Source organism: Pyrobaculum sp. (assembly GCF_049971835.1).
In the GTDB taxonomy this organism is placed as follows: Archaea; Thermoproteota; Thermoprotei; order Thermoproteales; family Thermoproteaceae; genus Pyrobaculum.
On sequence record NZ_JBMFKV010000054.1, the window covers coordinates 1 to 11,573 of the forward strand.

Below are 11,573 nucleotides of genomic sequence, written 5' to 3' on the forward strand. Positions count from 1 at the left end.
CGCTTGAGTTCGGCAAGTCAATCGCCAGGCTGGCCACCAAGCTGGGGGGCGGCAAGCCGCTCATCCAGAGGCTTTACGACTTGGAGAGGGGGCAGAGATCCACCTGGGATCGTATTAGGAGGTCGAGTATATCTCCCACGCTTAAAGACGTCACGCCTGGCGACATATCCCTCGCGTTGCCCCACCGCATTGTTGAGGATATAATAGAGGGGTTGAAGAAGCTCGACGAGCTGGCCCCCGGCGTAGCGAGCCCACAGACGCTTATCTACGCCCCCGAGATTAAGTACTACTCCGCGAGGCCTGCGGTAGACGCAAACCTGATGACTACAGTACCCGGCTTATTCGTCGCGGGCGACGGCGCCGGCCTCTCCCGCGGCATAAACGTCGCCGCGGCCACCGGGGTTCTAGCGGCGAGGGGGATTTTGAAATACCTCGCGCAACATTGATAGAATACTGACAAGCAAACTGCGTGTAGTTGTCAGTTTGGTATCAAAGATTTATATTTAAGGCACCGGTTGCTGGTATGGAGACGTTGGAGCGGAGCAACCCGTGGTGGTTCGACCCAGACTGGTCCGAGAGGGATATACACCTTAGGCGCTGGGCGTCGGAGAGAGTTAGGTGGATTCCTCAATGGATAGAGCACTTATCCCTCGCCCCACCTGCTCTTAATTTTGTCTACGGACCGCGGCAGACTGGGAAAACCACCGGCGTGAAGTTTCTCATTAAGCACCTGCTCGAGAGCGTCCCACCGGAGTCTGTGGTTTATGTCGACCTGGACTCCGTGGTCTCACTGAGGGAGTTTAGAGAGGTGATGCATTGGGTGCTGGCTAGGGCTGAGGCGAGAGGCGTCAAGCGGCTATATATATTCCTCGACGAAGTGACCTCTCTCAGAGGGTGGTGGAGGGTGGTCAAGTTTTACATAGACTCCGGGGCTTTGGAGAGGTCGGTGGTCACAGCGACTGGATCTTCGGCTGTTGAGCTGTTGAAAACTCCAGAAAAATTTCCAGGTCGGAGGGGGAGCGGAAGAGATGTGGTTGTCCTGCCGCTGGGCTTCCCCCAGTTCGCAACTGTGCTCTACGGAGAGGCGAGAGACCCCGCCGTGGTTGAGGCCTTGTTTGAGGAGTACTTAAAGAGGGGTGGGTTTCCCAAGTCTATAAATGGACACCCGGACGCCGCCGCCTCACTTATCGACGCGGTGGTCTCTGAGACGTATAGACACGGGAGGAGCCCCCAGCTCCTAAAAGAAGTAGTAGGCGCCATCATGGAGAAGGTCCCCAGTCCTCTGTCTTACCACGCCGTGGCCCAGGAGGTTGGGATATCTCACAACACAGTCCGCGAATATGTAGAGTTTCTCAGAGATCTCTATCTGGTGGGGGTGGCGTATCTGCTAGAGGGGGACAAGCCAAACCTCCGCCGGGAGAAAAAAATCTTCTTTAGAGATCCCCTGATATACAGAGCCCTGGCCTGGTGGACCGGGAGGTCGACTGACGAATCTACGCTACTTGAACACGTGGCCCAGGAACACCTCTACAGGACATGCGGCTCCGTCTACTACTACAGAAATAGGACAGAGATAGACATAGTCGCGGGGAGCCACAGGCTGGAAATAAAGACGTCCAGAGCCCGGAGGAGCTACCCCAGGGGGGTGCAGATAGTCACCAAGAGAGATCTGCCGATATACCTGCTGCAGCTGAAGAGTTGCTGAGCCGCCGCCCCGCTACCTCATCCGCCTCTCCAACTCGCCGCAGACATCCGCAAGAGAAAGACCGAGGGCGTTTAGCAACACCAAGAGGTGGTAGAGGAGGTCAGCCGCCTCGGCCACCACCCTCTCCCTCCCCTCTGACAAAGCCGCCACGGCCACCTCCACCGCCTCTTCGCCGACCTTCCGGGCTACCGTGGGGACGCCCGATGCGTATAGGCGGTATGTGTAGCTCTGGGGGTTGCCCTCGGCGATTCTCCGTCGGATGACCTCCTCAAGCTTTTCCAGCACCTGGCACGTCATAGCAACGCCCTGCGGTGGAGTTGAAAGCCTTCGTACTCCGCCAGCTTCCTGGCGGCCTCTAGCAGGGCCAGCTCGCCCACAGCCTCGGCTATGCCGACGGCCTTCATAAAGGTAAGCGGCGTCACGATGCCCCGCCACCTCGCCGAGCCGCCTGTGGGCAAGACGTGGCTGATCCCCGCCACGTAGTCGAGATAGGGGCTCGGCATGTTGACAGACACGGCGCCCACGTTCCTGACTCTGTAGGCCACCTCCCTCCTCCCCCACACCTCCAGGTGCTCGGGGGCAATTCTCTCGATGAGATTCACAGCCTCCTCCACGCCGGAGACTCTTCTCGTCTCCAGAGGCCCCATTGAAGACGTCTTCTCCCTCTTGTATATCTCCTCTACGCCTCTCAGCAGTTCGGGGTCTGGTGAGAGGACGTAGGCAAATGAGGTGGGGCCGTGCTCCAGCTGGGCCAGCGCCCCCCTGGCCGCCGTGTCGGGCGCTACGGACTCTGCGTACACCACAAGCTCAGTGGGGCCCTCTATGCCGTCTATCCCGACGTGTTGAGAGAGCAGGTACTTAGCCGCTTGGACGTACAACCCGCCGGGGCCCGCCAGCATGTCAACCCCCAAGTGGTGCACCGCGTAGGCGAGGCCGTGGGGTCCTCCAATGGCGAGCACCGCCTTGACTCCGAGCTCCCTCGCCACAGCCAGCAACTCGTCTGTAACGCCGCGGGGCGGCGTTACGACGTATATCTCGTCGACTCCTGCGATTTTAGCGGGAACCGCCAGCATGATGAGAGTAGATATATAACGCGCGGGCACGTACAGCCCCACGCTCCTGACAGGCCTCCACAGCGCCGTCCTCAACACACCGCTATAGTAATCCGCCGCAGATGGAGGCGCCATCTTCTCGTAAAACCTCCTAAGCGACTCGGCCGCGGCGAGGGCCGCCGACACCACCTCCACATCTCCCCCAGGCCTCGGCGCTACTAGGTGATTCTCTGGGACAACGCCGTCAAGCCGCCTGGAGTATTCCAAAGCCGCGCTCAGCCCCCCACCCTCCACATCGTCAATAATCTTACTAACGGATTCCAAGACATCCCGCGGAAAGCCTCTCCTCATGCCTCCCCTACTCTCCCTATTTATTAGCATTGCTAACTACACGCCTAGCGGCGCTCCCCGCGGCAGGCTTCAAGATGAGTTGCACATGCCCTCAACATCTAGGGATTACAAAACGGCAGTCGTATTGGGCGCCGAGAGCATGCGCTGAGGTGAGGCGATTAGTGGCCGCCTCCCAGCGCCTAGCCATCCCCCGGCCGGCGCCGGACGCGTCGGCGGTAGGTAGAGGCTAAGAGGCGCGTCAACCGTCGCCCCCAAAGCCACTTCATTTATGTAGGTAGAGATGCGGAAGAGGGTCTCCACCACCCATTTGAAAACATCTGAACGCCCAGGCCCGGAGACCACCACGGCTCTGTAACCCACCTGCGTTTTTTCGAAGCTGGCAACTACGCCGTTGCCCACCTGTAGACGTGGGCGGCTTTTAAATACGGCCTCCATATACGCCGTACAGTATATGCACCTACTCGCGTACACCGCCAGCGCCGCGTTAAACGCCCTGGCCAACTCCCACCAAACCCCCCTCTTTGCAAAACCCCGGAATAGGCCCAGCCCGTCCGAGACGGCGAGGGCCCCATCGTTCAGCTCTACCCTCTTCGGGTACCCAGCGGCTATGTAGAACACAGACTCCTCGACAGAAGCAGATTCGGGATATACGCCCTCCCCCCTCTTCAACACCAGGTACCGGCCCTGGCACGGCTCGTTGAGCACCACCGGCACCTCGCCCACCAACTTCACACACCTCTCCCCCAGGGGGAGAGTGTTGAAACGCGGAGTCAAAACATACATGCCTTAGAAGACGCGGCGGTTGATATAGCCAACAAGTGAAAAACCACATCCCCACGGCGGCGTGGTTGGTAAATTTCAGAGCTGAGCCGGCCTCTAAGCTGTGGCGGTCCCACGCCAAGCCCACTAGAGCCTAACCGCCACCCCCCTCTGCTTTAGAAAACTCTTTACCTGTCCTATGGTGACGATTTTGAAGTGGAAGAGGGAGGCGGCTAGCACCGCGTCGGCGCCCGCCGCGACCGCCTCGTGGAAGTGCTCAAGCGCGCCGGCCCCCCCGGAGGCGATGACGGGGATGTTGACGGCGGAGGCCACCCTCTTAATCAGCTCAGCATCGTAGCCGGAGCGGGTCCCGTCGCGGTCAATCGACGTCAGCAGTATCTCCCCGGCACCCAACTCCTCCACTCTCCTCGCCCACTGCACCGCGTCTAGCCCCGTCGCCACGCGGCCCCCGCCTATGTAGACCTCGTAGCGGCCCCCGGCCAGCTTCGCGTCTATGGCCACCACGGTGGATTGGCTACCAAACTCTCTAGCCATCTCCTCCACAAGCTCCGGGCTCTTCACCGCGGCTGTATTTACAGAGACCTTGTCGGCACCTGCTTTAAACAGAGCCTCTGCATCCCGCAGGCTCCGCACCCCGCCCCCAACCAAGACAGGTATAGACACAGCCTCGGCCACTCTCCTAACCGATTCGATAAAGGTGGCCCTCCCCTCCGGCGTAGCTGTGACGTCCAACACGGCGATTTCGTCGGCACCCTCCTCCTCGTACCTCACAGCCATCTCCACGGGGTCGCCAACCTCTCTAATACCCTGGAAATTCACCCCCTTAACCACGACCCCCGCCTTGCCGTCCATGTCGAGACACGGGATGACCCTCACCACGGCCACGGAGCTTAATGCATAGCCTATATAAATACAAACAGGAGGGGAGACATGGCCGCCTACACCCGGAAGACCTTGGAGACTGAGGTGGTCGTGGAGCTGAGCCGAGGCGGCGAGGTGTCCGTCGACACGCCTATCCCCTTCCTCACACACATGGTGGAGACCCTGCTCACGTACGCGGGGCTGGGGGGGAAAGTCGTCGCGAGGGAGCTGAGGAGGCTGGACGACGGCCACCACGTAATAGAGGACGTCGCCATCGCGCTCGGCAGGGCGCTGGACGCCCTCATGGGCGATAGGAAGGGGATCGCTAGGTTCGGCCACTCGGTTGTGCCAATGGACGACAGCATCGCGCTGGCCGCGGTAGATCTCGGAGGGAGGGTGTACTGGGTGGTGAAGACGAGGTTGCCGGACACAGCCATCGGGGGCTACCCCCTCTCCATGTTCCCCCACTTCGTGAGGAGCTTGGCAACAGAGGCGAGGGCCACCATCCACATATACGCCAGAGGCTTAGACCCCCACCACAAGATAGAGGCCGCACACAAGGCCCTCGGCCTCGCGTTGAGACACGCCCTCTCGCCCGGCCAGGGCACCTCTACAAAGGGAACGCTGAAATGAGGCGGTAGAGCCGCCTCTCGTTAAACATTAAAAAGTGCCTCAAGGCGGGGCCGTGATTATACCCTCGATAGACATAGAGGGAGGCAGGGCTGTAAAGCGCGTGAAGGGGGAGAGAGGGCGGTACATCTTCCAGGGCGATCCCGTGGAGCTGGCCCATAGATTCAGTCCAGCCCCTCTTGTCCACGTGGTGGATCTAGACGGCGCCGAGGCCGGTAGGCCGGTCAACACGGCGGTCATCAAGCGGGTCGCGGAGATCCTCGGGGGTAGGTGCCAGCTGGGGGGCGGCCTGAGGAGTAGGGAGGCTGTGGAGGAGGCGCTCGCCCTCTGTAAATACGCCGTCGTCGGCTCGTTGCCATTTAAAAACTGGGACCTGTTCACAGAGATAGCTGGGCTTTACAGACAGAGGCTAGCCGTCTCGATAGACTACGGCGGGGGCCACGTCTTGACAAGCGGCTGGCTGGAGAGAGCCTTACCCCTTGAAGAGGCTGTGCGTCTGCTGGCAGAGGCCGGCCCCTACGCCGCAGTCGTGGTGACGGCGGTGGAGGTGGAGGGCACGGGAGGCGGCGTCAAGGCAGACATAGACGTGGGCAGGCTGAGGAGAGTCGCAGAGAGGGTATACTACGCAGGTGGAGTTAAAAACTGCAGAGACGCCGAGACAGCCCGCCGCCTTGGATTCGACGGGGTGATAGTGGGCTACGCCCTCTACGCAGGTGATTTAAAAGAGTGCGTCGAATGGATCCAGCGCTAGAAACGGCGCCTGTTCAAGCCGACATCCCAAGAGAAAGGCGCCGACACCAATATAAACTGGAATTTGAGGAATGTCGTGGAGACTATACGTCTTCCGGCAAGCGTCGTGACGGAGTTGCGCAAAAGAGTTGAGAAAGAGGGCATCACCCTTGAAGACTACGTATTGGAGAGACTGCTGGCAGACGTGGATCCCCCAAGCAGAGCGGAGGCCTACGCCGAAGCCGCCTTAGATCTGCTGAGGGCCGCCGAGGAGGAGTTGAGGGCTGGTGATTTGAGGCAGGCTAGTGAGAAGATTTGGGGGGCGGCGGCGCTGGCTGTGAAGGCCTACGCCTACTGGCGCGACGGCGTTAGACTGGCGTCACACGGAGAGCTGTGGCGCTATAAGGATAAAATCGCCGCTGAGCTAGGCGACTGGGTACACGACGCGTGGGCACAGGCAAACGCCATGCACATAAACTTCTACGAGGGGTGGGCTACGGAGATCTCTGTGGAGCTGGCTCTTCATAGAGTTAGACAGCTAGTTTTCGAGATTGTTCAGAAAATAGGTGTAGCCCCCGCCGACAAGTAAAGTTAGCCTTTGACGACGCCTATAGGTCTCTGCCTCACCACCTTCTTTGCGAAGCCTACTTGGTGCGCGGCCTCGACGACGCGGTCTACGTCTTTGTAAGCCCAGGGAGCCTCTTCGCTTATCACCTCCGTCTCTGCGCTACGTACAATAATACCTCTCTTAGACATCTCCTCTTGCACCTTGTGCGGCGGGTACATCCTGATGGCCGCCTCGCGGCTCAGCACCCTCCCCGCGCCGTGCGGGGCCGTGCCGAAGGTGAACTTCATAGAGTCGTGGGTGCCCACGAGTATCCACGAGGCGGTCCCCATAGAGCCGGGTATCAGCACCGGCTGGCCTACGTCTCTGTACCTGGCCGGGATCTCGGACCTCCCCGGCGGGAAGGCGCGGGTGGCGCCTTTGCGGTGGACCCACACCCTCCTCACGGTGCCTCTCTCGTCTACAACGTGGTCCTCTAGCTTGGCGATGTTGTGCGCCACGTCGTACACCAGCTCGAGGCCCACCTTCTCGATAGAGCCGAACACCTTCTTAAACGCCTCCCTAACCCAGTGCATTATGATGTGGCGGTTGGTCCATGCGAAGTTGGCGGCGGAGGCCATGGCCTTGATGTAGTCCTCCGCCACCTTGTCCTTCAGAGGAGCCGCCGCTAGCTCCCTGTCCGGGAGATTCAGACCCCACTGTCTCATCTTCCTCTCCATTATGAGCAGGTAGTCGGTAGCTACCTGGTGCCCGAAGCCGCGGCTACCCGTGTGTATCATAACCACCACCTGGCCCTCCCTCTCGATGCCGAATACCTTAGCCACCTTCTCGTCGTATATCTTGTCCACCACCTGTATCTCCAGGAAGTGGTTGCCCGAGCCCAGCGTCCCCAGCTGGTCTCTACCCCTCGCCTTGGCCTTCTCGCTGACCTTAGAGGGGTCGGCGAGTTTCCACGAACCCCTCTCCTCTATGAAATCCATATCCTCAGCCCAGCCGTAGCCCTTCTGCACAGCCCACTCAACGCCCTCCGCGAGGACTCTCTCAAACTCCGTCGGGGAGAGCCTAAGGTGGCCCGTGCCGCCGACGCCTGGAGGCACCAGTCTAAATATCGTGTCGACAAGCTCCTTCAGCTTCGGCCTGACCTCGTCCTCTGTGAGGTTTGTCCTCAGCACCCTCACGCCGCAGTTAATATCGTACCCAATGCCGCCGGGCGAGATGACCCCCTCCTCGGCGTCTATCGCAGCCACGCCGCCGATGGGGAAGCCGTAGCCCTGATGGGCGTCCGGCAGGACAATAGACCACCTATAGATCCCCGGGAGGCAACCGACGTTAATACCCTGCTCCAGCGTCATGTCGCTCTTCATCTTCTCCAGCAACACACTATCTGCATAAATCCTCACAGGCACCTTCTGGCAAGGCTTCACCCCAGGCGGAATCTCCCACACGTAGTCACTAACCCTGTTAATAGGAATGTTCCTCATAAGGCGACACCCTCTGTGTAGTTATAAACTTTTATGCGCCCATCAATAACCCCTCGTGATTTCAACACCTGGACGCACCAAGCGCGCCTCAGCTAGTTAAAACCGGCGGCGCCAGTCCCTATGTAGTACATGCGGAAAAAACGCAGGCAACCCTGGAATGGGGAAGGGGAGCTACTTACCCCTTAATATTCGTCTAGTTAAGTAGATAAGCGCCGTGGCTCCCACCGCCAATGCTGTCGTCTCTGTAATCACCAGTCCCCACGGAATCTCCACGCCGATAGGTTCCTCAACCCTTATATCTCTCGCCAGCTCAACAATCGTGCCGTTGGGACATGTACCGAACTCCTTCACGGTTCTCTCTGTTAAAGTCTTGAGGAAGTTATCTTCATTTGGAGGCGCTTTCAACAACATTACAATACCCTTGTTAGGTCTTATACCTATTAAAACATCGTCATGCGGCTTAACGGACATGCCAATATCCTCATATATCTGTAAAATAATTTTATATAACTTAACATATCTCTCTTTTAATTCCTCTTCATCAACGCCTTTGATATAGGGCGAAGGCGGCGGTGCCTCATGTATGTTTATCAAAAGTAAAAACGGCGTATTTCCATAGCTTCTAAACACGTTGTCAAGCTTATTCTTAACCTTAGCCAGAAGGCCAGCCCCTTTGCCGGGGCGCACAAACACATCCACCCCCGCAAAGCCCTGACTCACGCTTACGTATATGCTCCTCACTTCAGCGCCTGCCTCTTTAAGAGCGCCCTCTACTTTTTCTACTAAAGACAGTGTTTTGTTTACCCACCTACTGGCCTTTGATAATCTCACAGCTGTTATCTTTTCAGCTCCCGTATCACAACAATAAACGAAGTCCAAGGGGCCGCTGTAGTTTGCCGCCCTCAGTTCCATATCTATAACAGGCCATACATCCAATCCGAATCTAATGCGCCATTTTTCAAGCACATCATTTGTCTCTCCCACCTTCTTCACAGCCTCTTTAAACGCCCTAGATACCTCGGGATCGTAGCTCCTCACGACGTAGTATATACAGCCGTCTACCCTCACCTCAGTTGCAGGTATTCCATTCAGCGAATATACAACGGACAAATTGCCAAATCTATGAACTTCACTATGATATGTAAATATGGCCGCCGATGTGACGGAAATTAGTAAAAGAAGCAGAAACCTAACTACCATACCTAAACGCAACGCCATAGAACCTATTAACGCAATCCACAGAGCGGAATTCTATATACGCAGGCTGATTATCCACATATCTCACTTTAGTGAGAATACCCGCCATTTTTATCGACCACATATTTCCAAGTGTATAGACTGATTTTATCTGGAAAAGTGGAGATCCGCTATCGCCTTGCTCGGTCGGTTGCCATTGATCAGTGGATTGTAGCACTAATAGGCAGTAAGGCTGTCCATCATATGTATAGGGTTCATATGCATATACTTGTGCTATACCGCCTCTACAACCTGTTACAAATCCTATTCGGTACATCGAGTATATAGAACCTCCTACATACGACTTTAATTCTGCGTCTGTGAAGTAGCCATCGACAGAGGTGGGGGCGGGGTTGAATCCGCATATCTCTACATGTGGCGAGGCTTGAGTTCCCCGTTGCTCAATTTTCAACACAGCGGCGTCTACATATGGATCCTCTTTGTCCCAAATCTTTCCGACAAAGGGCTCTCCGCCGCAGTCGTAGTAGCACGGCTGGTACACGCCGTCGCCGTTATTTAAGCCGTGGGAAACAGTGACGTACGCCGCCTGAGACCCCAGCCACGTAGCGTAGCCCAGCGTAAACACCTTATCACACGGGACCTGGAAAATTAACCACTGGCACGTGGCTGGCTTCGCCATCTTCACCCCCGGAAACAGCGGATCTTGATATTTAGATAAATCGCTTTGTGTTAACGCAACCACCAGCACAACCAGCCCCACAGCCACCAACACAGCCGCCTCAAGCCCGGGTTTCGGAGCCTTCATGACGCGCCGCTGTGCCGGGATAATATATGGTTTGCATACTCCAAGTCTGCACACAGCGGCGGAGATACAACGTAAAACGCGACAAATAGGACGGGGCGGGAGGTGCTACCCCGTCTAGATCCGCGGCGCGGTGCTCTCTTACATAATTTCATCTAGCGGCGTAGGCACCCCAGCCGCAACCGCGGCTGGGATCAGCGTGATCGATTCACAACACCGGCATCATCCCAGGAACGTGCTCTAGAAGACCTCGGATCCCCCCGAATGCCGCTGATAGTTGCTGGTGGCCTTGCCGTTTAGGGCTGGCGGGGCCTCGTGAAGGGATGCGGCATTGGTGTGCGGTAGATGCGCGGTTGCCCTTAGCGGCTTGGGCCTAGCCAGCGGGGGAGGCCGCCGCGTGTCTCTTTGAAAAACTCCTCGAACCAGTCTGGGGTTCTGAACTCGTTGACGACGTCGAGGTGGTCGTAGGGCTTGATGTCCAGCACGGGGCTCCCGCTCCACGCGTCGAGGCCTAGGACTCTGAGCCTCGGCGGGTCCACCTCCACGATCTTGACTATGGAGAGGGCGATGGGGTTGGGCCTCTGGGTGAAGCGCGTGGCGAATATGCCCACCTCTGGGAAGTCCTCCCGGCCCCAGGGCCTCAGCTTCAGCTTGACGCCCCGCGTCTCGTGGAAGAGCCATATTATGAAGGCGTGGCTGTACTCCTCCAGCCCCCCAAGCCCCTCCACATACTCGTCGAAAATCCTAACCACAGACACGAAGTCGTATTTATCCACCCGCCCCAGCCGCGGGAGGCCCACCTCCACGACCCCCACAGGCTTTAGGCAGATTGGGCACGACACGTCGCCTATAGGCCGTGGGTATTTAAGTCAACCTCCGGCGCCCCCCTAGCCACGTCCTCAAGGTAGCGCCGCCTCGACCTGGCGTAGTCCAGCTCCGAGCGGCTGATCCGCGCCGTGTAGACCCCCGCCTCCTCGCCGAACTCCACCAGCCCGCCGTTGGGAGAAGCCACGTACGACCCCCCAGCCGCCGGCCGCCCATCCGCGTAGCGGTAGCCGGTGCCGAGCGCCGCCGCGACGTACACCGAGTTTTCAAACGCCCGCACCAAGCCCACAGCCCTCCACAGCCCCCGGCGGTCTGCGGAAATGCTGGCGGGGTTAACCAGCACCTCAGCCCCGGCGGAGGCCAGCCTCCGCGCGAGCTCAGGATAGAGCAAATCCACACACACCAGACAGCCAACTACAAACCCCCCAGCCCTAAACAGCGCCAGCCGCCTCCCCGGCGAGACCCAGCCCCTCTCCCCGGTGGCCGCCGAGGGGAACACCTTCTCCCCCCACGTCAACAAGCCGCCCCTCCCCACCACGGGGCAGACGTTCACCACGGCGCCGCCCCGCCTCACCGCGAGGCCGCCCCCCACCAC

General features: G+C 58.5%; 13 protein-coding genes and 1 pseudogene. 5 read left to right on the forward strand and 9 right to left on the reverse strand.

Annotated elements, in window-relative coordinates; translation table 11 throughout:
* Positions 1-446: pseudogene (locus tag ACP5J3_RS06270) on the forward strand (FAD-dependent oxidoreductase); the annotation flags it as partial.
* A gap of 77 nt (positions 447-523) precedes the next feature.
* Positions 524-1,705, forward strand: coding sequence for an ATP-binding protein (locus tag ACP5J3_RS06275; protein WP_428494888.1), 1,182 nt, complete (start codon positions 524-526; stop codon positions 1,703-1,705).
* A gap of 12 nt (positions 1,706-1,717) precedes the next feature.
* Here the strand turns inward: ACP5J3_RS06275 and hisE are convergent, their stop codons facing one another.
* From hisE to hisF, 4 genes are all read right to left on the reverse strand, one after another.
* Positions 1,718-2,002, reverse strand: coding sequence for a phosphoribosyl-ATP diphosphatase (gene hisE / locus ACP5J3_RS06280; protein WP_428494889.1), 285 nt, complete (start codon positions 2,000-2,002; stop codon positions 1,718-1,720).
* Positions 1,999-3,108, reverse strand: coding sequence for a histidinol dehydrogenase (gene hisD / locus ACP5J3_RS06285; protein WP_428494890.1), 1,110 nt, complete (start codon positions 3,106-3,108; stop codon positions 1,999-2,001). The genes hisE and hisD overlap by 4 nt, the downstream gene beginning before the upstream one ends.
* Positions 3,109-3,213: 105 nt before the next feature.
* Positions 3,214-3,891, reverse strand: coding sequence for a hypothetical protein (locus ACP5J3_RS06290; RefSeq protein ID WP_428494891.1), 678 nt, complete (start codon positions 3,889-3,891; stop codon positions 3,214-3,216).
* Positions 3,892-4,014: 123 nt separating this feature from the next.
* A complete protein-coding gene (gene hisF / locus ACP5J3_RS06295; protein ID WP_428494892.1) occupies positions 4,015-4,773 on the reverse strand; it encodes an imidazole glycerol phosphate synthase subunit HisF in 759 nt (252 codons plus the stop codon).
* Positions 4,774-4,818: 45 nt separating this feature from the next.
* Here hisF and ACP5J3_RS06300 point away from each other — a divergent pair, with 45 nt between their 5' ends.
* From ACP5J3_RS06300 to ACP5J3_RS06310, 3 genes are all read left to right on the forward strand, one after another.
* Positions 4,819-5,382 carry an imidazoleglycerol-phosphate dehydratase gene (locus tag ACP5J3_RS06300; protein WP_428494893.1) on the forward strand — a complete coding sequence of 188 codons (564 nt, stop codon included), beginning with the start codon at positions 4,819-4,821 and terminating at the stop codon, positions 5,380-5,382.
* Between the two features lie 52 nt (positions 5,383-5,434).
* Positions 5,435-6,130: a HisA/HisF-related TIM barrel protein gene (locus tag ACP5J3_RS06305; RefSeq protein ID WP_428494894.1), complete on the forward strand. Its 696-nt coding sequence runs from the start codon at positions 5,435-5,437 to the stop codon at positions 6,128-6,130.
* 75 nt (positions 6,131-6,205) lie between these two features.
* Positions 6,206-6,697, forward strand: coding sequence for a PaREP1 family protein (locus tag ACP5J3_RS06310; RefSeq protein ID WP_428494895.1), 492 nt, complete (start codon positions 6,206-6,208; stop codon positions 6,695-6,697).
* A 2-nt stretch (positions 6,698-6,699) separates the two neighbouring features.
* On the opposite strand, the gene ACP5J3_RS06315 is transcribed toward ACP5J3_RS06310, so the two are convergent.
* The 5 genes from ACP5J3_RS06315 to ACP5J3_RS06335 all read right to left on the reverse strand — a co-directional run.
* Positions 6,700-8,154 (reverse strand): RtcB family protein, encoded by a 1,455-nt coding sequence (locus ACP5J3_RS06315; RefSeq protein ID WP_428494896.1) that lies wholly within the window; start codon positions 8,152-8,154, stop codon positions 6,700-6,702.
* A gap of 171 nt (positions 8,155-8,325) precedes the next feature.
* Positions 8,326-9,354, reverse strand: a complete 1,029-nt coding sequence (locus tag ACP5J3_RS06320) for a hypothetical protein (protein ID WP_263245630.1) — start codon at positions 9,352-9,354, stop codon at positions 8,326-8,328.
* Positions 9,344-10,156 (reverse strand): hypothetical protein, encoded by an 813-nt coding sequence (locus tag ACP5J3_RS06325; RefSeq protein WP_428494897.1) that lies wholly within the window; start codon positions 10,154-10,156, stop codon positions 9,344-9,346. Before ACP5J3_RS06325 ends, ACP5J3_RS06320 begins: the two co-directional genes overlap by 11 nt.
* 356 nt (positions 10,157-10,512) lie before the next feature.
* Complete coding sequence (tsaA, locus tag ACP5J3_RS06330) at positions 10,513-10,995, reverse strand: tRNA (N6-threonylcarbamoyladenosine(37)-N6)-methyltransferase TrmO (RefSeq protein ID WP_428494898.1); 483 nt, start codon at positions 10,993-10,995, stop codon at positions 10,513-10,515.
* Positions 10,996-11,000: 5 nt separating this feature from the next.
* On the reverse strand, positions 11,001-11,573 hold a 573-nt coding region (locus tag ACP5J3_RS06335; RefSeq protein ID WP_428494899.1), incomplete at its 5' end, for a carbon-nitrogen hydrolase family protein.

Excerpts from the sequence above, each read along its gene's own strand:
- hisE (WP_428494889.1), bottom strand. The coding sequence starts at position 2,002 with ATGACGTGCCAGGTGCTGGAAAAGCTTGAGGAGGTCATCCGACGGAGA.
- ACP5J3_RS06325 (WP_428494897.1), bottom strand. The coding sequence starts at position 10,156 with ATGAAGGCTCCGAAACCCGGGCTTGAGGCGGCTGTGTTGGTGGCTGTG.
- hisD (WP_428494890.1), bottom strand. The coding sequence starts at position 3,108 with ATGAGGAGAGGCTTTCCGCGGGATGTCTTGGAATCCGTTAGTAAGATT.
- ACP5J3_RS06300 (WP_428494893.1), top strand. The coding sequence starts at position 4,819 with ATGGCCGCCTACACCCGGAAGACCTTGGAGACTGAGGTGGTCGTGGAG.
- ACP5J3_RS06290 (WP_428494891.1), bottom strand. The coding sequence starts at position 3,891 with ATGTATGTTTTGACTCCGCGTTTCAACACTCTCCCCCTGGGGGAGAGG.
- ACP5J3_RS06320 (WP_263245630.1), bottom strand. The coding sequence starts at position 9,354 with ATGGTAGTTAGGTTTCTGCTTCTTTTACTAATTTCCGTCACATCGGCG.
- ACP5J3_RS06275 (WP_428494888.1), top strand. The coding sequence starts at position 524 with ATGGAGACGTTGGAGCGGAGCAACCCGTGGTGGTTCGACCCAGACTGG.
- ACP5J3_RS06315 (WP_428494896.1), bottom strand. The coding sequence starts at position 8,154 with ATGAGGAACATTCCTATTAACAGGGTTAGTGACTACGTGTGGGAGATT.